Source organism: Acetobacter aceti, from assembly GCF_002005445.1.
Lineage (GTDB): Bacteria > Pseudomonadota > Alphaproteobacteria > Acetobacterales > Acetobacteraceae > Acetobacter > Acetobacter aceti_B.
Map to the genome: position 1 here is coordinate 1483951 of NZ_CP014692.1, position 24776 is coordinate 1508726.

Annotated in this window: 21 protein-coding genes; 8 read left to right on the forward strand and 13 right to left on the reverse strand. The window is 59.5% G+C overall.

Annotated elements, in window-relative coordinates:
* Nucleotides 1-7: 7 nt before the first annotated feature.
* The 3 genes from A0U92_RS06670 to A0U92_RS06680 are packed head-to-tail and all read right to left on the reverse strand — an operon-like array spanning nucleotide 8 to nucleotide 4937.
* Nucleotides 8-2872 carry a DUF4159 domain-containing protein gene (locus A0U92_RS06670; protein WP_077812546.1) on the reverse strand — a complete coding sequence of 955 codons (2865 nt, stop codon included), beginning with the start codon at nucleotides 2870-2872 and terminating at the stop codon, nucleotides 8-10.
* The gene (locus A0U92_RS06675) at nucleotides 2869-3891 is read right to left on the reverse strand and encodes a DUF58 domain-containing protein (RefSeq protein WP_236748298.1); all 1023 of its coding nucleotides are present in this window, start codon (nucleotides 3889-3891) and stop codon (nucleotides 2869-2871) included. Before A0U92_RS06675 ends, A0U92_RS06670 begins: the two co-directional genes overlap by 4 nt.
* Before the next feature lie 2 nt (nucleotides 3892-3893).
* Entirely contained in the window at nucleotides 3894-4937 is a 1044-nt protein-coding gene (locus A0U92_RS06680) for an AAA family ATPase (protein WP_408736113.1), read from the reverse strand.
* Nucleotides 4938-5040: 103 nt separating this feature from the next.
* Between A0U92_RS06680 and A0U92_RS06685 the strand changes: the two genes are divergently transcribed.
* The 4 genes from A0U92_RS06685 (at nucleotide 5041) to A0U92_RS06700 (ending at nucleotide 9304) form a co-directional block, all read left to right on the forward strand.
* The gene (locus A0U92_RS06685; protein ID WP_077812549.1) at nucleotides 5041-5670 is read left to right on the forward strand and encodes a DUF1285 domain-containing protein; all 630 of its coding nucleotides are present in this window, start codon (nucleotides 5041-5043) and stop codon (nucleotides 5668-5670) included.
* Nucleotides 5670-6929, forward strand: coding sequence for a CCA tRNA nucleotidyltransferase (locus A0U92_RS06690; RefSeq protein WP_077812550.1), 1260 nt, complete (start codon nucleotides 5670-5672; stop codon nucleotides 6927-6929). Before A0U92_RS06685 ends, A0U92_RS06690 begins: the two co-directional genes overlap by 1 nt.
* Nucleotides 6930-7080: 151 nt before the next feature.
* Entirely contained in the window at nucleotides 7081-8871 is a 1791-nt protein-coding gene (locus A0U92_RS06695) for an ABC transporter ATP-binding protein (protein WP_149026400.1), read from the forward strand.
* Nucleotides 8872-9040: 169 nt separating this feature from the next.
* The gene (locus A0U92_RS06700; RefSeq protein WP_077812552.1) at nucleotides 9041-9304 is read left to right on the forward strand and encodes a DksA/TraR family C4-type zinc finger protein; all 264 of its coding nucleotides are present in this window, start codon (nucleotides 9041-9043) and stop codon (nucleotides 9302-9304) included.
* Between the two features lie 136 nt (nucleotides 9305-9440).
* On the opposite strand, the gene A0U92_RS06705 is transcribed toward A0U92_RS06700, so the two are convergent.
* The 4 genes from A0U92_RS06705 to gatC form a co-directional block, all read right to left on the reverse strand.
* Nucleotides 9441-10352 (reverse strand): 50S ribosomal protein L11 methyltransferase, encoded by a 912-nt coding sequence (locus A0U92_RS06705; protein ID WP_077812553.1) that lies wholly within the window; start codon nucleotides 10350-10352, stop codon nucleotides 9441-9443.
* A 276-nt stretch (nucleotides 10353-10628) separates the two neighbouring features.
* A complete protein-coding gene (gene gatB / locus A0U92_RS06710; RefSeq protein WP_077812554.1) occupies nucleotides 10629-12086 on the reverse strand; it encodes an Asp-tRNA(Asn)/Glu-tRNA(Gln) amidotransferase subunit GatB in 1458 nt (485 codons plus the stop codon).
* On the reverse strand, nucleotides 12083-13567 hold the full coding sequence (gatA, locus tag A0U92_RS06715; RefSeq protein ID WP_077812555.1) for an Asp-tRNA(Asn)/Glu-tRNA(Gln) amidotransferase subunit GatA: 1485 nt from the start codon (nucleotides 13565-13567) through the stop codon (nucleotides 12083-12085). The genes gatB and gatA overlap by 4 nt, the downstream gene beginning before the upstream one ends.
* Nucleotides 13567-13857 (reverse strand): Asp-tRNA(Asn)/Glu-tRNA(Gln) amidotransferase subunit GatC, encoded by a 291-nt coding sequence (gene gatC / locus A0U92_RS06720; protein WP_077812556.1) that lies wholly within the window; start codon nucleotides 13855-13857, stop codon nucleotides 13567-13569. The genes gatA and gatC overlap by 1 nt, the downstream gene beginning before the upstream one ends.
* A 71-nt stretch (nucleotides 13858-13928) precedes the next feature.
* Between gatC and ruvX the strand changes: the two genes are divergently transcribed.
* Nucleotides 13929-14426 (forward strand): Holliday junction resolvase RuvX, encoded by a 498-nt coding sequence (gene ruvX / locus A0U92_RS06725; RefSeq protein ID WP_187668922.1) that lies wholly within the window; start codon nucleotides 13929-13931, stop codon nucleotides 14424-14426.
* A gap of 48 nt (nucleotides 14427-14474) precedes the next feature.
* On the opposite strand, the gene A0U92_RS06730 is transcribed toward ruvX, so the two are convergent.
* Nucleotides 14475-15389 carry a hypothetical protein gene (locus A0U92_RS06730; RefSeq protein WP_236748299.1) on the reverse strand — a complete coding sequence of 305 codons (915 nt, stop codon included), beginning with the start codon at nucleotides 15387-15389 and terminating at the stop codon, nucleotides 14475-14477.
* Nucleotides 15390-15511: 122 nt separating this feature from the next.
* Nucleotides 15512-16936: a sensor domain-containing diguanylate cyclase gene (locus tag A0U92_RS06735; RefSeq protein WP_187668880.1), complete on the reverse strand. Its 1425-nt coding sequence runs from the start codon at nucleotides 16934-16936 to the stop codon at nucleotides 15512-15514.
* Between the two features lie 149 nt (nucleotides 16937-17085).
* Here A0U92_RS06735 and dapD point away from each other — a divergent pair, with 149 nt between their 5' ends.
* Genes dapD through A0U92_RS06750 form a run of 3 tightly spaced genes read left to right on the forward strand, consistent with a single transcriptional unit; the run spans nucleotide 17086 to nucleotide 19727 of the window.
* Complete coding sequence (dapD, locus tag A0U92_RS06740) at nucleotides 17086-17934, forward strand: 2,3,4,5-tetrahydropyridine-2,6-dicarboxylate N-succinyltransferase (protein ID WP_077812560.1); 849 nt, start codon at nucleotides 17086-17088, stop codon at nucleotides 17932-17934.
* Between the two features lie 9 nt (nucleotides 17935-17943).
* Nucleotides 17944-19086, forward strand: a complete 1143-nt coding sequence (dapE, locus tag A0U92_RS06745) for a succinyl-diaminopimelate desuccinylase (RefSeq protein ID WP_077812561.1) — start codon at nucleotides 17944-17946, stop codon at nucleotides 19084-19086.
* Nucleotides 19083-19727: a hypothetical protein gene (locus tag A0U92_RS06750; RefSeq protein WP_077812562.1), complete on the forward strand. Its 645-nt coding sequence runs from the start codon at nucleotides 19083-19085 to the stop codon at nucleotides 19725-19727. The genes dapE and A0U92_RS06750 overlap by 4 nt, the downstream gene beginning before the upstream one ends.
* Here A0U92_RS06750 and A0U92_RS06755 read toward each other — a convergent pair.
* From A0U92_RS06755 to A0U92_RS06775, 4 genes are all read right to left on the reverse strand, one after another.
* On the reverse strand, nucleotides 19693-20844 hold the full coding sequence (locus tag A0U92_RS06755; RefSeq protein ID WP_077814291.1) for a glycosyltransferase family 4 protein: 1152 nt from the start codon (nucleotides 20842-20844) through the stop codon (nucleotides 19693-19695). The genes A0U92_RS06750 and A0U92_RS06755 overlap by 35 nt on opposite strands.
* Nucleotides 20845-20870: 26 nt before the next feature.
* The gene (locus A0U92_RS06760; RefSeq protein WP_077812563.1) at nucleotides 20871-22811 is read right to left on the reverse strand and encodes a heparinase II/III family protein; all 1941 of its coding nucleotides are present in this window, start codon (nucleotides 22809-22811) and stop codon (nucleotides 20871-20873) included.
* Nucleotides 22812-22862: 51 nt separating this feature from the next.
* Nucleotides 22863-23528, reverse strand: a complete 666-nt coding sequence (gene rpe / locus A0U92_RS06765; protein ID WP_077814292.1) for a ribulose-phosphate 3-epimerase — start codon at nucleotides 23526-23528, stop codon at nucleotides 22863-22865.
* 555 nt (nucleotides 23529-24083) lie between these two features.
* Complete coding sequence (locus A0U92_RS06775) at nucleotides 24084-24770, reverse strand: hypothetical protein (RefSeq protein WP_077812565.1); 687 nt, start codon at nucleotides 24768-24770, stop codon at nucleotides 24084-24086.
* Between the last annotated feature and the right edge of the window lie 6 nt (nucleotides 24771-24776).

Here is a 24776-nt window from a genome sequence, read left to right on the forward strand (position 1 = left end):
GCCGCCCTCATTGTCCGAGACGCTTGAGGATCGCGGGAACGTGGACCTGATCCGCCTTGTAGTTGCCGGTCAGCGCATAGATGACGGCGTTGACGCCGAACCTGTAGGCAGTCTGCCGCTGCTCGTCTCCGCCGGGAAGCACTGCGAACCGTGTGTCGCCGTTCTGATCCACGGCCCAGGCATGCGCCCAGTCGGCGCTTCCGATGATGACGGGACTGACGTCATCGTTCTCGGCTTCGCCATCACGCGCGACCCAGACGGGCTGTCCCGCATAGCGGCCCGGAAAGTCGTGCAGCAGATAGAATGTGTGACTCAGCACATGATGATCATCGAGACGGGTGAGTGGAGGAATAGGCAGCCCGGCCGTAACGCGCCGGAGAGCCGCGGCGCTGCCAGGCGCATCACCTGCCAGAGCGTCGTTGTCACTGGAGCCTGATGCCGCGGTATCGACGCCCTGCGTGTCGATAATGATCATTCCGCCATGGCCGATAAAGGTGGTCAGGGCGCTGGTCACGGCAGGGTCGGCATGGGCGTCAGTCGTGATCGGCCAGTAAAGAAGCGGATAATAGGCGAGATCGTCCCTGCCGGGATGAACTCCGTCCGGGTGTCCGATCACGGCGGAAGTGCGAGCGTTCACGTAGTCTGAAAGACCCTGAAGCCCCTCCCGTGACACGGCATCGACCTCCGGATTGCCTGTGACCACATAGGCCAGTCGCGTTTCAAGTGCCGCTCCCGGCACGGCGGTCGTAGCTGGTGGTGCTGTTTCAAGAGCGACAGAGGCTTCCTGAGCATATCCGGAAGAGGTGAGCGCAGCAGAAGAAAGGAACAGGAAAACCGAGAGATGAAAGGCTTTGCGCGCACGGGCCAAGGAGAAAAACCCCCGCAGAAAAAGGGTCGCCAGCGCATCGACCGCCAGCAACAGAAGAGCGATGGCCAGCAGTACCGGTCCCATCAGCCTGTCCGGTCGATGTCCTGCCGGGTTGGTGACCGCGCCTGTGGGAGGCAGGGGGGACAGGTCGTGAAGCGTGTCACCCACGTTCAGCGCGCGTCGTGCGGCACGTGATCCATACAGGCCGGGAGGATGTTCCGGGGAGACGGCAGTGGCGCCAAACTTGCTGGAGGCGAGTCCGCGAGCAAGAGGAGACGGCACACCAAGCACGCCTTCTCCATCCAGCGTCATGACTGGAGGCAGCACGCTGTTGTCGGAAGGAATGTCTACACCACTGGCATGTTCGACAAGCCGGGTGAGCATGGACACGAACAGGCCGGAAAGTGGAAGATTTGACCAGTCCGCCGTGGGGGTAACGTGAAACAGCACGATCTCGCCCTTGCCGAGGGGTGCGTGGGTCACGAGAGGCGTGCCGTCTGCCAGCCGCGCCCAGCTATGCGTCGAGAGGTCTGTTGCTGGTTGCGCAAGGATCTGTCGCGAGACAGTGACATCCTGTGGAACAGTCAGCCCATGGAAGGGTGAATCGTCCGAGAAAACCGCCAGAGGCTGGGGTTTTCCCCATGACATGGCGCCGCCAAGCTGACGGGCCGCGGGCATCAGCGTCACAGGAAGCAGCGTCTTTTCCGGGTCTGTATGGGCGACCGTGTCGGCGGGGGCGGTCTCGGGCGTGCCCTGCGCGCTGTCTTCGTGTCCGGCCAGTGTCCGACCTGCAAAACGGATCAGGGTGCCGCCTTTTCTGACCCAATCCGCAACCTTCTGCCGGGTCTCCGCATCGGCGAGAGTGCCGTCCGGGGCGATCAGGACAGATAATGGCTGGGACAGGAGCGCGGTCGTGCTGCCGGTGCGCAGATCGGCATTCGGAGCAAGCGCGCGCCGGAGGTAGAAAAGGCTCCCCACCAGCGGCGTATCACCGCTGCCTGTCGCGATCAGTCCGACAGGACGCAATCTGTCACCTTCATCCAGCAGCAGGGTTCCCGGCGCGCTGCCGCTGCCGTCGATCGTCAGCATATCGACACGATTACGCATGACCGTTGGCAGGGAAACCGAAACCGGCGCGCTGCTGGCTCCGGCAGCCAGGGTGACATCAGCCAGAGCCAGCGTTCCGCCGTCCTCACTGTGGGCTCGCACCCGGACCCGGCGTGGAAGGTCGGACGGCATCGCCGCCAGACGCGCCATGACGCCAGCATCCGGGAGAGTGTCAGGAGAGGTGGTCCGAGATTCCTCCGTGGCGTGACTCAGAACAAAAGCTCCGCTGCCGGTGAAACGGATTTCCTGCACGGCCCCAAATGCCTGCATGGCGGTTGTGAAAGACCGGTCTGCATTGCCGCCATCCTTACCCGAGGAGGCGAGCCCGTTCGACAGATAGACGACCGCTCCGACGGAAAGGCCGTCTGATTTCATTTTCTCTAGCATCTGACCCGCAAGAGCCCGATCGGCAGGCCATGGCAGCGGTCTCAGCGCATCAAGGTTCAGTGCGGCCTGTTCCACGGAAAGAGCCCGAAAGGCTGCAGGACTTTCCCGTTCTTCGGAAGCTGTCGCCAGAAGGACGGCGGAGCGGCCACTCCGGCCTGCTGCGTCGAGAAGGGCATGAGCCGCCGCGTTGCGCTCGTTCCAGTCGGGCGCGGTCATCATATCGTTGTCGATGACAAGAAGCAGGGTGCCGCTGCCGGGCAGAGGAACGGGCTTGCCCGGAATGACCGGTCCGGACAGCCCCAGAATGAGCAGGCTGGCTGCTGCAAGACGCAGGATGAGCAGCCAGAAAGGCGGTGTCGCCGCATCATCCTGTCTGGGATGGAGCGATGCCAGAAGAGCCACCGGCGGGAAGGTCTGGACGCGAGGTGAGGGCGGGCGGGCGCGCAACAGCCACCAGAGGGCCGGAAGGCTCAGAAGACCGGCGAGCAGGACTGGGAACTGAAAGATCATGGGCGTCCGCCTCCCCGGTGACCCGAGAGGGAAGCGCTCAGGGAGAGCAGAGCGGAAGCCGTGGATGTATCAGTCTGGTGGGGCTGGAAAGTATGCCGGCAACCCTCGGCGATGGTTCTGAGGCGGGTCTGTCTGCGTGCGAAGACGCCGGCGTAGTCAGGGCGAAGGGTTTCCACGGCGGGAAGGATCAGATCCGGTTCGTTTTCCAGCCCTTCGAAGCGGATGCGTCCCGAATAGGGCAGATCGCGTTCCGCCGGATCAATGATCTGGAGAATATGGGCGCGGACACCGCTTCCCGCCAACTGACGGAAAAGGGTCGTCACCTCTCTGTCTGGGGCAAGAAGGTCGCTGGCGATGACAAGCTGTGAATAGGGTGGCAGAGCCGAACCTTTCAGAAGCGTGGATTCATCCGGCTGCTTTGCCAGCGAAGCAAGCGCCAGGGCGATACGGCTTGCGATCCTGCCCGCACCGAGAGGCAGATCGACACGTCCATTTGGAGACACGAGGCGCACGCGCTCTCCACTACGTTCCAGCAGAGAGGCGACAGCCAGTAACAGCAGTATGGCCCGATCGCGTTTCAGGGGCAGCGAAGATGGCTGCGACGACCAGATCATGGACGGGCTGAGGTCGCACCAGAGATAGATGGTCTGGGCATGCTCGGCCTCCGTCTCGCGCACATAGGCCTTGTGACTGCGGGCCGACTGCCGCCAGTCGATGCACGTAACCGGCTCTCCCGGCAAGGCGGGGCGATACTGCCAGAATGTCTCACCCGGACCGGAACGTCTCTGGCCGTGCAGTCCGGCCGAGACGGTCGTCGCGATGCGTTCCGCTTCCAGTACGAGCGATGACAGCGTTGACGCCAGCCGGTCCGCTTCAGACGCCACAATCGCGGGGTCACCGCTGATGAGGGCGGCATTGTCCCTTCTGGTTGCAGAGGACGCGGATCGCATCTTTCCCGCAAGTCTGGCGAGAAAACCGGAAGACAAAGCGCCAGAGGACGAAGGAGTGTCGTTTGTCACGATCAGCCCAGACGGGAGACGAGCCCGTCGATCACATCTTCGATCCGGGTCGAATCGGCTCTTGCCGAGAAGCTGAGCGCCATACGGTGGGCCAGCACGGGCCGCGCAAGAGCGGCGACATCATCAAGGTCTGGAGAGAGGCGTCCATCCAGCAGGGCGCGGGCGCGGGTGGCGAGCATCAGGGTCTGAGCCGCGCGTGGACCGGGGCCCCATGCGATGCAGTCTTTTACCGTCTGCACATCGGTGGTCTCGGGACGAGCGGAACGCACGAGATTCAGGATCGCGTCCACAATGCGTTCACCCACAGGGAGAGCCCGGACCATCGCCTGCGCGTAAAGTACATCCTCGGTGGAAAGGATCGGTTGCGGTCCACTCTGTGGCACGCCGGTCGTCGCCAGCAGCATGGCGCGCTCATCGGCGGCTTCCGGAAAGGTTAGCTGGATCTGGAGCATGAAACGGTCGAGCTGGGCTTCGGGAAGCGGGTAGGTGCCTTCCTGATCGATCGGATTCTGGGTCGCCAGAACATGGAACGGGCGAGGCAGCGCGTATTCCGTGCCGGCAATGGCCACGCGGTGCTCCTGCATGGCCTGCAGCAGGGCGGACTGGGTGCGCGGGCTGGCGCGATTGATTTCGTCCGCCATCAGCAACTGGCAGAAAACCGGTCCCGGCACGAAGCGGAAACTGCGGTGACCGGCGGCGTCTTCGTCCAGAATTTCGCTGCCGGTGATGTCGGACGGCATCAGGTCGGGCGTGAACTGCACACGCCGGGAATCGAGGCCGAGGACCGTGCCGAGTGTGGTGACCAGCAGTGTCTTGCCAAGGCCGGGCGCGCCGACCAGCAGGGCGTGACCACCTGAAAGAATGCTGACAAGCGCCTGATCGACCACATCCTTCTGACCAAAAATGATTCGGCCGATTTCCGCCCGCACATCCTGCAGACGGCGGGCGACAAGATCGACCTGCTGCGCTGCGGAGGTGCTGTCCGGGAAGGCGTTTCCACCGGAGGAGCCCGTCTCGGGGGCGAGGGATACGGTCTGGTTTGGCATCATTTCAGGCGTCATAGGTCCAGTCTGACACGTCCGGGGCTTACATCAAGCCGGGGGGCAACCCTATATCGGTATGGTGCGCAGGCAAACAGATGTGGGTTAATTGAACGTGACATCAGATGCTTTTGTCGAAAAATCGGGAGATGACCGCCGGATCGGCGGAGGTGACCAGAAGGGGCGGAAGCCGTATCAGTGCGGCCGGTTGCCCTTCCTCATCCGTCGGGACGGAGTCTGGCTCTACCGGGGTTCCCCGATCAGACGAAAGCCGATGGTCTGTCTTTTCGCCTCGGCTCTTTCCCGTGCGGCGGACGGTGCTTACTGGCTCCGCACCCCTGTCGAGGAAGGAACGGTCGAGGTCGAGGATGTGCCATTCGTCGCGGTTGAGCTGGAATGGTGCGGTGTCGGACGGGAGCAGCGCCTGTGTTTCCGCACCAATATCGATCAGGTCGTCACGGCTGGGCCCGAGCACCCCATTCTGGCCCGGTGGGACGTGCCGCTCGACGCGTGCGACAGCGCGCCGCCGCCCTATCTCACGGTGAGGCAGGCTGAGGGAGAACTGCCATTGCAGGCCCGCATCTCACGTCCCGTCTGGTACGAGCTGGCGGCTCTTGCTGAGCCTGGTTGCTGTGAGGGGAAAGCCTGTCTGGGGGTCTGGAGCGATGGCGTGTTTTTCCCGCTGGCTCTCGCTCCACGCGGATGCCGGGAAGGCAATGATGAGGGCGAAGACTGCTGATGACGAAAGTCGCGCGGCTTCCGCTTGAGGCGCTCCCTGATTTCCCCGCGCTCTGTCAGATATGGAAGGTGCTGCCTCAGGCCCGTCTGGTCGGCGGGGCCGTGCGCGACATGCTGAACGGTCTGCCCGCCAGCGATTTCGATTTCGGCACCCCCGAAACGCCGTCGGAGGTGATGAAGCACCTGAGGGATGCGGGCATCGGTGTCGTTCCCACGGGCCTGTCTCATGGAACCGTCACCGCCGTGATCGACCATCGCGGTTACGAGATCACGACGCTTCGCCGGGACGACGTGACGGATGGTCGCCATGCGTATGTCTCCTGGACCCGGAGCTGGGAGGAGGATGCGGCGCGGAGGGATTTCACCATCAATGCAATGTCCTGCGATCAGGAGGGCAGGATCCATGATTATTTTGGCGGCCGGTCGGATCTGGCGGCCGGTCGGATCCGGTTCGTTGGCGATGCCGCCATGCGCATACGGGAAGACGCGCTCCGTATTCTCCGATTTTTTCGCTTCCAGGCCCGCTTTGGATCGACGCCGCCAGATCAGGATACACAGGAAGCGCTCGCGCAGGGCGTGAGAATGATCGATCGACTTTCTGTGGAGAGGGTATGGTCAGAACTGCGGCGCATTCTGACCGGACCAAGGGTTACTGACACGTTGCAACTGATGGAGGCTACAGGTGTGCTGGCTGCATGCCTGCCCGAGCTGTCAGGGACATTACCCGAGGCGATAAGTCTTCTCGATGCTCTCATCGTCTGTGGCGGTCCCTCCGAGCATTGCCTGCGGACCGCGGCTCTTCTGGCAGGCGCTGGAGCCACTCCGGAAGGAGTGAAAGCATGTGTCGAACGACTGCGACTGTCGCGTGCAGATGCAGCGTTGATCCAGGCCTTTCTGCTCCCTCCGCCCTTTGTGCCGGACCGTGTCGTGACGGACGAAGACGTTGTTTGCGTGCTGGCCGAAACAGCGCGAGATGTCGCATTGGGAAAAGTCTGGCTGGCGGAAGCGCATCAGATTGCGAGTGACCCGGCACGTCATGACGCAAGGCAATGGCAGCGGCTGCGGTCTCAATTTTCTGATCTGCCAGTTCCGGTCTTTCCTCTCGCAGGTCGTGATCTGCTGGCCGCCGGCATACCGCCGGGGCCACGTGTCGGAGAACTGCTTTCAGAGGTCCGCCTATGGTGGATGCAGTCAGGCTGTCGAGCCGGACATGCTGAGTGTCTGATCTATCTCCGTGATCTGCGTGAGAGTTTTCTTTGAAGTTATTTGTAAGAAAACTTCATTATCAATATGATAATAAAAGTTATTTTAAAAAACAATATGTGTTGTGTCTGTTTCTGGCGGCAATTCTGGGGGGACGTTCGTCTGAGTGGTTCTTTTCGTCTGTGGTCCATGTTGGTAGATGACGCCAATGAATGCTCTCCCGCCGCGCTCCCCGTTGACTGATCTGTCACATCAACCCAGGCAGTCTGATGACAGCAGATCGCTTCTTCTGCGTCTCTGGCGGGATCAGATCAGCTCTCATCGAGGCAGGATTCTCAGCGTCCTTGTCCTGACAATCGCCATGGCGACGCTGACCGCGCTTTACCCTCTTGTCATCCAGCGGGCGCTCGACATGTTCTCCACGCACGATGAGCGTATCCTTTATCAGGTGCCGCTACTGATCGTGGCGATTACGCTGGCGAAGGCCGCGGCTCAGTATGGACAGACTCTGGCGACGCAGGGGCTGGTGCTTGTGGTCATCCGTGGATTGCAGGGCTCGATGTTCCGGCACCTGACCATCGCGGATGTGGCGAGGATCGAGCAGGATGCGCCGGCTTCACTCGCCGCGCGCTTCACGACTGACGCGATTTCAATCCGCGAAGCCATGATCCGGGCCGTCAACTCCCTTGGGGATGTGGTAACGGTCGTCGGGCTGATTGTGGCGATGATCTACATGGATTGGGAACTCAGCCTGATTGCGGCGATCCTGTATCCAGTTGCCGCCGTGCCGATCCAGCGGCTTGGCAAGAAAGTTCGGCGCGCTTCCGGCAATGTCAACGAGCAGATTGCCTCTACTGCCGCGTTCCTGACGGAAAGCTTCGCTCAGGCCCGGACAGTGCGTGTCTATCGTCTTGAAGAGCGTGAGGAAAAGCGCGCGGATACCGCCTTTGACCTGCTTCATGAAGCTTTTCTGAGGATCATGCGTGGCCGTGCGCGTGTTGACCCGCTGCTTGAGGCGCTTGGCGGTTCGGCTGTGGCGGCTGTGCTGGGATTCGCCGGATGGCGTGCGGCCATGGGCGGAGCGACGCTCGGAGACTTTTCCGGTTTTGTTGCGGCGCTGCTGCTTGCCTCGCGTCCCTTGCGTGCGCTTGGAGCGCTGAATGCGGCGCTGCAGGAAGGGCTGGCCGGATTATCCCGGATATTCTCCCTGATCGACGAGAAGCCTGCTGTGCAGGACCACCCGCAGGCCCGCTCTCTGCCGGCAGGACATGGGCATCTGTGCTTCGATACGGTTGTTTTCCAGTATGCCGACGGCCGCATGGGACTGAATGGTCTCTCGTTCGAGGCCCAGCCGGGGATGACCGTGGCGCTGGTCGGACCATCCGGCGCCGGCAAATCAACGGCCCTTTCGCTTATTCCTCGTCTGCATGATGTGACCCGCGGGGCGATCACCCTCGATGGTGTCGATCTGCGCGATGTCGGGCTGGATCACCTACGCAACGCGATTGCCTATGTCAGTCAGGACCCTCTGCTTTTTGACGTGTCTGTCCGTGAGAACATCCTGATGGGACGCCCGGGCGCAACAGATGCCGAGGTCCGCGAGGCAGCCAGTCTCGCTGCCGCCGAGCCATTCATCACGGCACTCCCTGACGGGTTTGACACGATCGTCGGGCCTGGAGGCGGCAGACTGTCCGGTGGGCAACGGCAGCGTATCGCCCTGGCACGTGCCCTGCTGCGTGATCCACGCCTTTTATTGCTTGATGAAGCCACCAGCGCACTGGACAGTGAGAACGAGGCTCTGGTGCAGGAGGCATTGGGAGAACTTCGGGCCGGGCGCACGACGATCATCGTCGCGCATCGTCTCTCCACAGTTCGATCAGCCGATATGGTGGTGGTCATGGAAGACGGGCGCGCTGTAGAGCATGGGACACATGCTGCTTTGATCGCCCTGGATGGACTGTATGCCCGTCTGGTGCGAAGTCAGGGGCTGGAAGAGTAAGGATAGCCTCAAAAGGATACGCCACCTATTCGGCGACCGGAATTTTCGCATATCCATGTCGTTTTTGAGAAGAAGAAAGTCGTTTGCCGCTGAATTCTATAGAACGGCACACGATATAAGTCCCGTGTATCTGGATGTCTGAAAGCATCTCTCTGAGGGACATTTCATCATGGCGACAGGCTGGGCTCCGGAAGGAGCAGTGCAGGAGCAGATCGACGACACCATTGCAGACGCGGTGAAGCAGGCCCGCTCAGGCATTCCTGCCGGAGAAAGCGCCGTTCACTGTTGTGACTGCGGTGAGCCGATACCCGAAGCGAGACGCAAGGCTTTGCCGGGCGTGAAATTCTGCATCGAATGCCAGTCAGAACGCGACAGCCAGCGCGTGTTCAGCAGTATCAACCGTCGAGGCAGCAAGGACAGCCAGTTGCGGTAGCAGAACAGGGGAATCAATCTGTCCGGGTAGAAAATATCAGGAGCTGGACCGATGTTCCGGTCACAATATGCCCTTCATTGAATAGCTGCCAATAAACAAGCCCAATGGTCCAGCATTTTTAGATTCTTTTGCCCTATCAGCGAGCTGCGCCAAACGGCTTCCGCAGGATCAGCGTTCCCCAGTCGCCTTCACGAAGATGACGTTCCAGCACCAGTCCGCAACGCTGGTGCGCGGCCAGCACCATGCGCACCTGAGTATTCAGCAGTCCAGCCAGAATGACAGTGCCGCCCGGAGCAAGATGGCGGCTCAGATCCTTGGCCATCATGCAGAGCGGACGGGCAAGGATGTTGGCGAAAACCAGATCATAAGGCGCACGACGGCGGATTTCCGGCGTGGACCAGCCATTGCCGAGCCGCGCTTCGATCAGACGTGACAGGCCGTTACGGGCTGCGTTCTCCTGAGTGATCCGGACAGACCATGGATCAATGTCGGTCGCCAGAACAGGGCGGTGCAGCAGCGCAGCCGCTCCCATGGCGAGAATACCGGAGCCACAGCCCAGATCGAGAATATTCCGGGGCCTGCGATGCGCCACCAGTTCAAGAGCCCGCAGACATCCCCGCGTCGAGCCATGTTCCCCGGACCCGAACGCCATGCCCGCATCCAGCGTGATGGTGATGCGGTTGCTATCGGGGGCTTCATCCAGATGGGAGCCCCGAACGATAAAGCGTTTGCCGACTTCCTGTGCCGGAAACGATTCATAGGTGCGGGCGAGCCAGCCTTCCGTCTCGGTGTTGGTGCGCTCCAGATCAGCGTTGATGCCTGTGGTCAGTGCGGCCAGAGCCAGAGCGGCTGCGAGTTCGTCTTCCGCATGACCGGTGTCTTTCACGCCCTCGACACGCCAGAGCTTTTCTTCTTCGTCGAACTCAAAAATGCCGACCGTCGCGCAGACCGTGCTGATGGCGTTCTCGTAAGCTTCAACGGAGATTTCCGGAACAGTTACGGAAATCGTTTCAAGTTCTGTCGCATGTCTGCGGCGGATGGCGGTCATTCGGGGCTCCGGGTGGCACACGCGGGAGCAGTCTCCCGTTCGGAAAGGCTGGTGTTTATCAGTATCGCAGGGAAAAGCGCCAGAGCAATGCAGAGAAACAGGCCGGTTCTTCTGCGCTCTGACTGAAGCATCTGTCAGGCGGGAGCGATAGGGTTTCCCGTGCGCGACAAGACAGCAGGCTTATCCGTTCACAGCGTTTCACGGAAAAACCTGCTGTCTGTCGGGTGGCGTAATTCCTGTCCGACCAGACAATGACATCTGGCCGGACAAAGGTCTTTAGCCGTCGAGTTTCTTGCGCAGGATGTCGTTGACGATCGCCGGGTTGGCCTTGCCACCCGTCGCCTTCATCACCTGTCCGACGAAGAAGCCGAACAGCTTGTCCTTGCCGCCCTTATACTGCGCCACCTTGTCGGCGTTCTTGCTGATGATCTCGTCAGCCGTCGCTTCGATGGCCCCCGTATCCGTGACCTGACGCAGACCCTTGCGATCCACAATGGCAAGCGGAGTTTCGCCGGTCTCGAACATGTCTTCGAGCACTTCCTTGGCGATCTTGCCGTTGATCGTGCCGTCAGCAATCAGGTCAAGCATCGCGCCAAGATTGGCCGCACTGACCGGGCTTTCTTCAATCGACTTACCCGTGCGGTTCAGCGCCGCGAAGAAGTCGCCCGTCACCCATGCGGCAGCCGATTTGCCGTCACGTCCCTTGGCGACACTTTCATAGAAGTCCGCCGTGGCCTGCTCCGCAACCAGAACACCCGCATCGTAAGCGGTGATCCCGTAATCCTGCTGGAAACGGGCGCGCTTTTCGTCTGGCAACTCCGGCAGCGTCTGCTTGATCTGGTCCACCCAGCTCTGCTCGATCACCAGCGGTAGAAGGTCCGGATCAGGGAAGTAGCGGTAATCGTGCGCATCTTCCTTGGAGCGCAGCGAGCGCGTCTCACCCTTGTGCGGATCGAACAGGCGCGTCTCCTGATCGACCTCACCACCGTTTTCCCAGATCTCGATCTGACGGGCTGCCTCAATCTCGATCGCCTGCATGACGAAGCGGATCGAATTGACGTTCTTGATCTCGCAGCGGGTGCGGAACGGTTCACTGGCGCTCTTGCGAACCGAGACGTTCACGTCGGCGCGCATTGAGCCTTCTTCCATGTTGCCGTCGCAGGTCCCGAGATAACGCAGGATCTGCCGCAGCTTGCGAAGATAGGCGCCAGCCTCTTCCGGCGAGCGGATGTCCGGCTCGCTGACGATTTCCATCAGCGCGACGCCTGCACGGTTGAGGTCCACGAAGGAGCGCTTCGGGTCCTGATCGTGCATCAGCTTGCCCGCATCCTGTTCAAGATGCAGGCGCGTGATTCCGATGTCGCGCGTGCTGCCGTCGGAAAGCTCGATCTGCACGACACCGGTGCCGATGATCGGAAGCTCGAACTGGCTGATCTGATAACCGGTCGGAAGATCGGCATAAAAGTAGTTCTTGCGGTCGAAGCGGCTTTCCAGATTGATCCGGGCTTTCAGGCCCAGACCCGTGCGGACAGCCTGCTCCACGCAGGCGTGATTGATGACCGGCAGCATGCCGGGAAAGCCTGCGTCAATCAGACTGACATGCGAGTTCGGTTCGCCACCAAACAGGGTGGATGCGCCGGAGAACAGCTTGGAGTTGCTGATGACCTGAGCGTGAACCTCAAGACCGACGACGATTTCCCATGCGCCGGTGTTGCCTTCAATCGTGTAGCTCATGCGCTCACTCCTGCACGCAGATCCGGACGGGCCGTAAACCCGGCAGCTTTTTCCAGAGCAGACCCGACCGCAATGATCGTTTCCTCGTCGAAGTGCTTGCCAATCAACTGGAGACCGAGCGGCAGACCTTTGCCATCAAGCGCCACCGGCACCGACATGGCAGGCTGTCCAGCCATGCTGGCAGGCACGGTGAAGATATCGTTGAGATACATCTGCACCGGATCTTCAGGTTTCTCATCGCGGGCGAAGGCCGCAGTCGGAGCCGTCGGAGTCAGCAGCACGTCGACTTTCTCGAAAGCCTGCGTGAAGTCCCGCTGGATCAGCGTACGGACCTTCTGGGCCTTGAGGTAATAGGCATCGTAATAACCGGCGGACAGCACGTACGTCCCCATCAGGATACGACGGCGGACTTCCTCGCCAAACCCATTGTGACGGGTCTTCTCGTACAGGTCATCAAGGCTGGTGGCGCCTTCAGCCCGCTCACCAAACCGCACGCCGTCATAGCGGGCGAGGTTGGACGAACATTCGGCCGGAGCGATGATGTAATAGGTCGCGAGGCCATATTTCGTGTGGGGCAGGGAGACATCGACAATCTCGCAGCCGGCTTCACGGAGCATGTCGACGCCCTTCTGCCAGACGGCTAGAATTTCTTCCGACATGCCAGGTGCGCGATACTCGGCAGGAATACCGACGCGCAGACCTTTCAGGCTGCGACCACAGGCGGCACGATAGTCCGGCACGGCAACAGTGGCGCAGGTGCTGTCCTTCGGATCAGCACCCGCCATGGCTGACAGCATGATCGCGGCGTCCTCGACGGAGCGGGTCATCGGACCGGCCTGATCGAGTGAGCTTGCGAAGGCGATGGTGCCCCAGCGGCTGCAGCGGCCATAGGTCGGTTTCAGCCCGACAATACCGCAATAGGCTGCGGGCTGACGGATGGAGCCGCCGGTATCGGTGCCGGTAGCGCCCATGGCCATACGCGCGGCGACGGCCGCTGCGGAACCACCCGATGAACCGCCGGGAACCAGAACCGAAGCATCATCCTTGCGATGCCAGGGGTTCTCGACGCTGCCGAACGCAGACGTCAGGTTGCCGGACCCCATGGCGAATTCGTCAAGGTTGGTCTTGCCGAGAAAAATCGCACCGTTTTCGAGCAGCTTCGCCGTGACGGTGCTCTCATAAGGCGGCACGAAATTTCCGATGATCTTGCTGGCGGCGGTCGTCCGTACGCCGTTGGTGCAGAACAGATCCTTGATGCCGAGCGGAATTCCGGTCAGGGGAGGAGCCTCACCAGCGACCAGCGTGCTATCGGCTTTTTTCGCTGCTTCGAGCGCCTTGTCGGAGGTGACGGTGATGTAGGCGTTCACCCGTCCGTTCAGCGCTTCGACGGCCTCGGTATGTGCCTTCGTCAGCTCGACAGCGGAAAATTCTTTCTTGCGCAGACCCTCAGCGGCCTGTGCGATCGTGAGATCAGTCAGCATTATTCGACCACCTTCGGCACGGTGAAGAAGGGACCTTCACGATCCGGTGCGTTCGACAGCACCTTCTCCTGACAGTCACCGTCAGTTACGGCATCTTCCCGGGGCTTGAGCGCCGCGTGGGTGCTGGTGCCGATCATGGGCGGTACGCCCTCGACATCAACTTCGTCGAGAATCTCGATCCAGCCGAGAATACCTCCGAGCTGTGTGCGGACAGCCTCGATTTCCTGGTCGTCAAGCCCGATACGGGCGAGCTTGGCAATGCGTCTCGTGGTCGCGAGATCAAGCGACATGAAGCAGAAACTCTCAAATCATGAAAAATAACGCTGGCGTTGCCGCCGGCGCGACACCATACCCTCAGGCGATGCCTCTGTTCAACATAACCGAACTCAGTGAAAAACTTTCCACCGGCCAGCGGCTGCTGGGAATTGATCCCGGCGCGAAGACTGTGGGGCTTGCTCTGTCAGATGTCATGCTGATGGTCGCCTCTCCGTATGGGGTTTTGAAACGGGAGAAACTCTCGCTCATGGCCCAGAAAATTACGGAAGTTGTCAGAGAACAGGATGTGGGAGCGCTGGTCGTCGGACTGCCTCTTTCCATGGATGGTGGATTCGGCCCTGCGGCGCAGGCAGCGCGTGATTGGGCTCAGGCTCTTTCCGACCAGATCATGGTCCCTGCCATATTATGGGACGAGCGGTTCTCTTCCAGCGTTGTGAACCGGACCATCATCGGTGAAGCTGATCTGTCCCGAAAGAGACGGGCTGAAGTCGTAGATAAGATGGCAGCAGCTTATATGCTGCAGGGCGCGCTGGATTATCTTTCGATCGAACGCGCCAGACATTTCTCGTCCTTTGAAGACTGAAACAGCCTGACGCCCCTTGAGCAGGGCTCGACAGACTGTTTCGTTAAGTCAGGCTGCGACGGCGGCGCACTTCTCTCTGAGAAAATCCAGCTGCCAGTTCAGTTCCCGCGGGGTCAGAGCGTAGGAACCATCGGCTGATGGAAGAATGGCGCGCATTGGCGGGATCAGGGCAAGGTGGATCTGCACGGCGGCAGCCAACGACGCAGGCAGACCAGCTTTCCATGCCAGAGCCACAAGGCCCCGTGCATTCCGGCCACTCAGTGTCTCCCGAATGACGTCCGCAGCTATGTTGGGTGTGCGGGCCAGAAGTTCAATGATTGCATCCACATTATCGTCGTGAAGGGCCTGTGTAGCCAGATCAACGATGTTGTCATTCATGACAGTGGAAACAGAAGCATTTCTTGTCGGTTTAATGACTTCCGATGTGGCGGCCAGTTCGAAAGACAGTTCTTTTTCAATCTTGTGTTTCACCGGCGCCACCAGATTCGCGCAGCGCTCTCTCACAAGATTTTTGACTGTGGTGACGCACGCATATTCCAGAGTGGTCGGTCTTTCAGGTGACCGCTCCATTTCATCGAGAGCCGGTTCGAGTTCCGCCAGGGGCTGTTCAGCGAGATGCTCAAGGATAGCACGGGACTGGACGGCTTTGACCGATGACAACATTTTGCCATCGTGCTGCCTGCGGTTGAGTTCCTGATCCAGTGTCACGTCATCAATCTCACCCATGAGACGTTCGGCAATGGAAGATGACTCAGACAGCGGCCCAATGATTGAAATGGCCTGAGCATCGCCTGCGGCCTGAGCAATCACGCGGCGTGCACGCTGCCAGCTTTCCGCCATCAGAACGGTCAGGGAGCCCTGAAGGGAGGCTGTCAGTGCTTCAATGCGCTGGATGCTGAATTCCGGGCGAAGCGTCGTAATGCGACTTTTCAGGCATGCCCATAACTCAGGTGTCGCCGTCATTGTCACGGCAGTAGCAACACTGCGTGGTTTCTCGCGTAATGCCGGGCCTGCTGACGCTGGAGGAACAGAAGAAAGCGAGCGTGTGGGCAGGATCTGAAAAAATTTTGGGTCTAATGAAGAGTTCATGGTGAAGATTCTTCCAATGATGTATGCCAGCGCGCGCCTCCTGCGAGTTTCACGCTGCGCATGGCAAAACTTGCGCGGTCTATGAGTGACTCAACGCTCTCACCTGTTTCCCAATTTCGCGCGGCAAGACCGACCGAGAAGGTGAGAGTGATGGGTTCCGCAACAAAAATGGCTGCGCCGTGCTGACAGAAGGCTTCCGCCCGTTCAGCAGCGACAAAATGATCAGCGCCATCGAGCCAGAGCCCGAAAATGTCCCCTCCAAGTCGTCCGGCGAGATCTGTTGGACGAATGGCGTCCCGCAGATAGCTGGCAACCTGTTGAAGGGCGCTGTCCCCGGCTTCGAAACCGAAGCGGGCGTTGATGTCTGAAAAGCGGTCCAGACCGATAATCAGTAACGTGCCGGAAAGGCGTTCCCGATCAAGACGCGGCAGCCGCCTGGAGATTTCGGTCAGCAGACCGTTCCGGTTCAGCATGCCTGTAAGCGGGTCAAACCGTGCATTGCGAGCAAGGGCGCGGTTGAGAGCGCTCATCTCAAGGGCGGAGGCGAAGGTCGCCAGCGCCGCGTCGGCCAGATTGGCGTCATCCTGTGACCAGACGCCGACATTGTTTCTCCACAACGCCATGGCGGCAGGCGCATTGTAGCGCACGCGGCTACGGCAGAGGATGACGTCATGTCCCTCTATCTGCCTGATTTCCGGTTCAAAGGAGAGATTGCCATCCGCTGGATGTCGCAGCATCTCCTCAACCATCGTGTCAAATGACGGCGTGGATGTCTGAAGACGATGGACGATTTCGTCATCGGAATCGTCTTCATCACTTTCCGTTTTCCCTTCAGGAGATTCGGAAATCAGAATGCCCCCGACTGCGCCAAGCATGGCGGCCAGCTCATCGAAAGCAGGTGGAATGCCCAGACGGGACAGGGCACGTGAGCGCATCGTGGCTGTGATGCGCCGCACGATTTCACTGTGAAGGCGGGCGACCGCGAGATCGGCGTTGGACCCGACTTCATCGGATACATCGATCCCGAGGCCGCGCACGCCAGCGTGATGTCCATCAGGTGAGAGTAGAGGAGTTGCATAAACCAGCATGCAGCCAAAAGAGCTGTCGGCTCTCTTGATCCAGCAGCGGCGGCTGCGAATGACATTCCGTGTTTTGAAAGGGTTGGGGGCCGGGGTCGAATTCACACAGGGAAGGAGTCTGGTGCCCTCTTCCCCGATCAGTTCCTGATCGTTCCATCCGAGAGCGGGCCCCGCCTCGAAAAAGGTGAAACGGCCTTCGGTGTCCGTTTCAAAGATGAAATCGGCAACCAGTTGCGTCAGGCTTTTCCAGCGGCGACGACTGGCGAGAAGCGCGTCCATCAGTTTGCCATCCTGACCGGGTGGCGACGATTCTGACGCAGGAGAGGAAGGCATGGTGTTCATGCTTCCGCATTTCATCCGGGAATAGTTTCTGTCCCGTTAAGATGTGCTGCGTTGACAGAAGATGCCCTGAACAGCATGGTCCGGCCTTCAGGTAACCTGTGCTGGCCACTGGCAGGGGCGCCTTTCAGCTATTTTGACTGTGGAAGACGATGAGCGAAGAGAAACTCAGATCCCGGATCGAAGCGCTTTGGGAAGCGCGCACCACTGTGTCGCCTGCCACGACCGGCGATGACCGGTCTGCGATCGAGACGGTTCTTGAAGGACTGGACTCCGGTCGTCTCCGCGTCGCCGAGCCCGGTGATGCCGGGTGGACCGTGCACGAATGGCTGAAGAAAGCGGTTCTGCTGTCTTTCCGCCTGTTAGATAATGGGATCATGGAAGGTGGTGCGGCAGGCGCTCCGGCTTATGACAAGGTGCCGCTCAAGTTTGAAGGCTGGGATGCCGCCCGCTTTGCTGAAGCCGGTTTCCGTGCCGTTCCCGGTTGCGTCGTCCGTCGTTCGGCTTTCATCGCGCCGGGCGTGGTTCTGATGCCGAGCTTCCTGAATGTCGGTGCGCGGGTTGATTCCGGCACCATGATCGACACATGGGCTACTGTCGGCAGCTGTGCGCAGATCGGCAAGAACTGCCATATCAGCGGTGGCGCGGGAATCGGTGGCGTGCTGGAGCCCCTTCAGGCCGCTCCAGTCATCATTGAGGACAACTGCTTCATCGGCGCCCGTTCAGAAGTCGCCGAAGGTGTGATCGTCGAGCGTGGCTCCGTCCTGTCGATGGGCGTGTTCCTTGGCGCTTCCACCAAGATCATTGATCGTGCGACGGGCGAGGTTCATATCGGGCGCGTTCCGGCCTACTCCGTGGTCGTTCCGGGTTCGCTGCCTGCGAGCGTGCCTCTTAACGCCAACGGCCAGCCCAACCCGTCCCTGGCCTGCGCCGTGATCGTCAAGCGTGTGGATGAACGGACCCGTTCCAAGACATCCATCAACGACCTGCTGCGCGACTGAGAGTGCTCCATGACGCGTGCGCTTGATGTTACGGCTCTTGCTTCTGACCTGATTCGTCACCCATCCGTCAGTCCGGATCCCGGCGAATCCCAGATCGCTCTGGGTGAAACATTAAGCGTCATGGGGTTTGAGGTCTTTCATCTGCCTTTCGGTGAAGGTGAGGAGCGGACGCCAAATCTCTTCGCCCGACGAGGCAAGAGTGGTCCTCACCTGTGTTTTGCCGGGCATACCGATGTCGTACCGCCGGGCCAGGACGGCTGGCGACATGGACCGTTTGCGGGCTCAGTCGATAAAGGCGTCCTCTATGGTCGGGGTGCGTGTGACATGAAGGGGGGGATCGCCGCCTTTGTCGCCGCTGTCTCTTCCTTTCTTGCTGGCAGGTCTGACCCAAAGGGATCAATCAGTCTCCTGATTACCGGTGATGAGGAAGGTCCGGCCCGCTTCGGTACTGTAAAAGTGCTGGAATGGATGAAGGCCCACAACCAGATTCCGGATTTCTGCGTGGTCGGCGAACCGACCAATCCGACCGTCATGGGCGAAATCATCAAGATTGGCCGACGCGGCAGTATCAACGTCCGTATTACGGTGAAGGGGCGGCAGGGGCATGTCGCTTACCCGCATCGCGCGGATAACCCTGTCCATCGGCTGATTCATATCCTGAATGAACTGACTGAAAAACCGCTGGATCAGGGTTCCGAATGGTTTGAGCCGTCAAGCCTTCAGATGACGAGCATAGACGTGGGTAACGTGGCCACCAACGTGATTCCGGCGGAAGCAAAAGCAGCCCTGAATATCCGCTTTAACGATCTGCATACCGGCACGGCCCTAAAAGAGTGGATCGAAACCGTCTGCCATCGGCATGCGCCCGACTGTGATGTGGCAGCCAGCATCAGTGGTGAGTCATTCCTTACCAGCCCGGGACCGGAGCTGGACGCCCTGAAAGCTTCTGTTCACGATGTGACAGGCCGTGAACCTCGTCTGGATACGGGTGGCGGCACTTCGGATGCGCGCTTTATCGCCCTGTATTGCGCCGTGGCGGAATTTGGTCTCGTTGGCGCGAGCATGCATCAGATTGATGAGCACGTCGCCGTTTCAGATCTCGATACGCTGAAGCGTATTTATGAGCGGCTTTTGGAAAGGACTGTGGCGTGAGTGGCGTGTTCAAAGGCAATACGACGCCTAATCCGAAAGCGATTCTGGAGGGGATGACTCTCCTCGCCAGCGGACGGGCGGAAGGGCTTCAGCGTTTCGGGAACTCCATTGAACATTTCCTCGCCGCCCTGGCGCCCGGACTGGCGATGTGCCTTGTCGGCCTGCTGACAGTGCCCTTGCAGAAAGATCCGGCTCTCGGATTTATTCGCGTTGAACTGTCTTTCTGCACACTTCTGGCGCTTCCCGTCATTTCTCATTTCTTTGCGAAAAAATGGGGCAGGGAAGAGCTGTGGCTGCGTTATGCAACGGCAGGCAGCTGGTGTGAGTGGATAACCGTTCTGGTGTCGGCCATAGCCATGTCTCTCGGGACGATGCTCTTTTCATCAGTTGCCGGAACTCCCGGATTCGCCATGGCGATTGTCATGAGCAGCGATGTCTACGGAATCTGGCTCGGGATATTCGTCGCCAAGATCGGCCTTCGTCTCAGCTGGCCGCGTGCCGCCCTTCTGTACGGAACGACGTTCTGCTTCGCCCTGATATGCTACGGTCTGGCTTCGCTTCTGCCGCCCCACTATAATTTTATCAATGACCTTTTGCAGCCAGTCATTACAGCGCAGACTGCTTCCTCTTCAGCAACCTGAGGCGTGCGCCTTTTGTCAGAAGTGCTGCCGTTTTTGTCAGAACGGTCGATTCATTGAAAAGAGACAGGGCGCGTTGGCGTGAACCCGTGCCCATTTTCGCCCGCAAGGGCTGATCCTGAACAAGTCTGTTCAGGGCTTCAGCAAGAGGCATGACCTTGGCGGCGGCGACAAGCAGACCGGTTTCGCCTTGCACGATCTGCTCCCGTGGTCCCCGGATGTCGGTGGCCACGACGGGAAGACCAGTCATCATGGCTTCGATGATCGACATGGGCAGACCTTCGAAATGGCTGGGCAGCGTGAAGATGTCCGCTGCTGCGAGAACCGCCGGAATGTCCTCCCGATAGCCCAACATGCGCAGCCTGCCATTCAAAACGCCATGCGCGCGCTGAAAATAAGGCTCCAGCGCTTCCCCGTGATCGCTTGATAAGCGTTCCCCGACAATCCAGAGCTCCGCACCCGGAACGCTCTCCATCGCCGCCAGAAGCTCCGGGTAACCTTTGTGTCTGACCAGCCTTGATACAGCGACAATCACCACGCGATCGGGTGGGACACCGAGTGAAGCCCTTATCCGCTTCCGGGCCGATGGATCTGGATGATATATCTGGGGATCGCGGCCATTTCCAACCGGTGTGGCTTCTGAGTGAATGTGGAGCCGTCTGGCGTCCCGTGCTTCTGCCTGCGAAACGGTCAGATAAATATCGGTGATATGTCCGGCCAGCCATTCAAGTGTGAAAGACAGGGCGTGGCGCGCAAGGGAGCCGGGCTGATTGAAAAGATAACCGTGGCAGGTGTAGGCGATACAGGGAACGCCACAAAGTTTCGCCGCAAAACGCGCCAGAAGGCCGCTGATCGGCATATGAGCATGGACCAGATCCGGTTTTTCCTGACGGATCAGCCGGACCAGTGCTGCGAAAGCGCGAGTCTGGGCTTTTAATGAAAAAGACCGGGCCATTGGTACGGGGATAATACGAAAACCTTCGGCGCGCGCCTCTCCAAGGAGAGGCCCCTCGGCGCAACTCCCGATGACATCATGACCTTCGGCTCGCAGTTGCCGCATCAGTGGCAGCAGAAAATGATGCAGCGAAAAATCGACGTTGGTGACCTCAAGGATCTTCACGGTGCTTCCTTGCCTGTGACCGGTCTTCAGGCGTCCAGCCGTGTGAATGCCCACCGGATGGCGTTTGCCAGAACGGGAGGCTCAGGCGACGGAACGGGCAGATCCAAGCCCGAAACGTCATTGCCTCCGCCGTCGCTTGGGGCGGGTTCACTGTCGCCCATCTGTATGGTTTCGCTATCCTGAGCGGGTGGGACAGGATCTTTTTCCTGACCTGTAGCGACGCCTGTTTCAATAGCGTTGGTTAGGGCTGTCTGGTCTTGTCTGTCCTGATCAGTCACTGAACCGGCCATGGATGAAGACAGATCTGCCTGCTTACTTTCCGCCTGTGCGGGATGTGTGACCACCGCATCGTCCGGGGTGTCAGGAAACAGGGATGAATTGGGCGCCGGCTGACTGTCTGAGGCCACAGCAGGGGCTATGGGCATGACCTCTGCGGGTCGGACGACAATCTGCTGGGTTGGTGCAGGATCTTTGAACCCGAAATAAATACTGTCTTCTATTGTAGAGTAGCCATCGCTGCGGAATCTCCAGACCTCATCACCCGCATGCAGCAGAATGTCGGTTTCTTCCAGCTCAACACGCACAGAGGGATGGAGATGAAAACGCAGGGCGAACTCAGGCGGATTTCCGGCCGTATCGAGCCTGTCTTCTCCCCGGAGATCGGAGCCTTCCCCTGAGAGAAAAAGGCGACGCCGGTAAGAGCCGCAACCGACGGGACGATAACAGTCTGACGCCAGTTCGATCATGTGATCGGTCCCGGAAACGGAGTGCTCCCAGGTCACGTCCGGTCTCACATCCACGGAACCATCCCGTCGCCAGAGCACGGGGGGGCAGGCCGGGACCGACAACACGGAATGCGCGGGCGCATCTCTCAGGGCCTCATGCCAGCCGGGGCGTGGACTCGCGCCACAATTGACGACAATCTGTGAACGCCCTGAAGACATCTCCATCGACATGAGGCCGCCGTGCGCCAGCATGTCGAAACCTTTCGGGGGAGGGCCACCCGCATCCACGAACAGAACTGTATTGCCGGATGAGGCTCTGATAAAACGACCGTCCCGCATGGTCCGCGCCATGATGTTTCCTCTCGGCATGGCGCGGGTGATGACCAGATCAATCAGGGCGGGATCGTGAGACCATGTGCCATTGAACAGGGCAAGGCGACCATTGCCATGCCGAAAGGCACGCAGCACCGGAGCCATCCGGTCGAGTGCGGAGGAAAGCGTTGTCGGCATGGGAATACGCGCCGACTGAAGTATCAGCCGCATTTCAGCCAGTTCCCGCAGGACGAGAAGCTGCGCGCCGGGACTGCGGGAAGCATGGCACCCGTCCGGCAGGATCTGCATTTCAAGTTCGGGGTCGATCAGCCGCATGTAGCGGGCCAGAAAAGTCTTCTGTTCCGGAATGGCAACCGCAGTCGCCAGTAGGCCTTTCAGGCCACGCAGTGCGGTCCAGTCATGACGTTCAGTCGGCACGATTGCTGAAAGCGCCCGCGCTTCAAGCACGATCCTCTGAAGAAGCGCGCGACGATAGTCCTCATCAGCGGAGGCTGCGAAAAAATCATATTGCGACAGCCATGCCGCGATCCGGGCTCCGGTCGTCGAGGCATCTTCAAGCGGGGTCATGCCAATGGGCTGGCTCATCCAGTCCGCGACGAGGGATCTGGCCTGGGCACGCGCAGATTCGGAGCCGAGCTCTCTCAGATTCCGCAACCATTCGAAGCTCTGGAACCAGTCCCGAAACGCAGGAGACCAGTTCTCGTCAGCCCAGACGCCTTTCCGGATTGAGACGGTCTCGCCACCGTGAGAAGCCGTGCCCCGTACGATCATCTCACCATTGCCCGCATCACCTGGCCACAGGTCGCGAACGGTCTGCGCCGGAGTGGATGGGATGGACCTCAGGCCACCCAAAGGGCCGAGAAGCGCAAAAGAGAGTCGCGCATCACGCCACCAGCGGCCCAGACCCATACTCAAGCTCCTCCTTCAACCCAGATCACCAGAAACGCACGACGACTGCTTTTAGTTGCTGTTCCGTAGCGCCCTGATGGCGGCGGCATAATCCTCACGTCCGTATACCGCGCTGCCCGCAATCAGAACGTCCGCGCCGGCAGCAATCGCCAGAGGCGCGGTTTCCGGATCGATACCGCCATCGACCGCCAGCCTGATCGATCTGCCGGATGACTGTATCATATCGCGCAGGGTTTTGATTTTCCGGGTCTGGCTATGCAGGAATTTCTGCCCGCCAAACCCCGGATTGACGGACATCACCAGAATGAGGTCCGTCATATCGAGCACTTCCGACAGGGCCTCCGGTGGTGTGGCCGGACAAAGCGAAACACCTGCCTTGATCCCGAGCGCTCTGATGGCCTGTAGGGAGCGGTGCAGATGCGGCCCGGCTTCGGCATGAACCGTAATATGATCGGCTCCCGCGCTGGCGAATGCTTCCAGATAGGGATCGACGGGTTCAATCATGAGATGCACGTCGAACGGCAGCTTCGAATGGGGCCGGAGTGCCTTGATGATCGCCGGGCCGAAAGAAATGTTCGGCACGAAATGACCATCCATCACATCCAGATGAATCCAGTCGGCGCCTGCTTTTTCGATGGCGGCAACCTCTTCTCCCAGTCGGGCGAAGTCAGCGGCCAGAATGCTTGGGGCAATCAGAGGAGAAGAAATACTGGTCATGGTTTTGTTATCGGCAAACATTGTCAGGGGTGCAACAGGTGTTCTGGGGGCTTCTACATAAAAACGGATGAAGCCGGAATTGGGCGTCTTCTTTTTTGCTACGGATAGAGTCGTTTTCTGGTGATCGTTATGAACGGGCAATCAGTCATTAAAATGGCGCGGATGCGTGTGACGCAGCATCTGCCAGATTGATTGTCAGTTGATGAATAAAATTACCAATATTCACGAAGACTGCGTGCATTGGCGCGGCAGGAAATCAGCGGACAGACAGCGTCATTTTCATTTTTGCTCAGGGTTGAGCATTTTTTTGAGGATGCTTTGATAATAAAAAAATTTCACGGCATTATTTTTTGGATCCGAAAAATTTCCACATGGATTTCTGAAAAATGCTTCACCACAAAGATCATTGTCATTTCTCTGTGATTTTATGAATGGATAGCTGAATCAGTTTTTTAGTTATACTCGGCGTCTTGCAGAATAAATAAAATTTTCGAAGGAGATTTGCCTGTCTGTTCGTCACAATCCTGTGTGGCCAACGACGGATGCCCGACTGGTCTAAAGGTAGAAGGAGACATGCCCGGCCTGATTGGCCGGAGGCTGGCTGCCCTCGATTGTCGCTGGCCGATCTGGCTGAATAGGGGAAGGATCAAATGATTCTTCTCGAATGGCGAGGGCGACAGGTTGCCGCCAGCTTTTTAGTGTGGATGCTTCTTTCATGAGCCCGAGCGTCATCGGGTCCTCTGAAGGTGAGGCGTCTACGAGAGCGGTTGCAGACGATAATACAGGTATCCTGTGCCGGTCGGCGGGTGCAAAAGCCTGAAACATCTCGGGAACATCCTCAGTCAGCCCGGACAGGTTCCGGGTGCTGAAAGCCACTCCCGAGGCGGGGCTGCCAGAGGGCGATGTCAGAAGCAGTGCGCCCATGGGAAAACGATCGCTCCCACCATAGCTGGCAAGAATCATCTCCGGAGCATCCGGAAAACGGAAGAACGTCGTCTGATGACGGCCCGTCCATGAATCCGCGGAATGAATCATTCTGGCCGTGTGAGGGGACGGGATGCGGAAGAACCAGCGTTCGAACAGCTCCGTCTGATACCAGAAGAGCTTGCCGGACACCGAAGACGGCTGCCTGTTGGTTACAAAATTCAGGACGGCCTGAAGACCCGGAAGAATGTCGAGCATTTCACGCCACAGGGCGCGTCCTTCCGGCGTGTCGATGTGCTCTATCCGGGCTGCCGCCATTCCTGT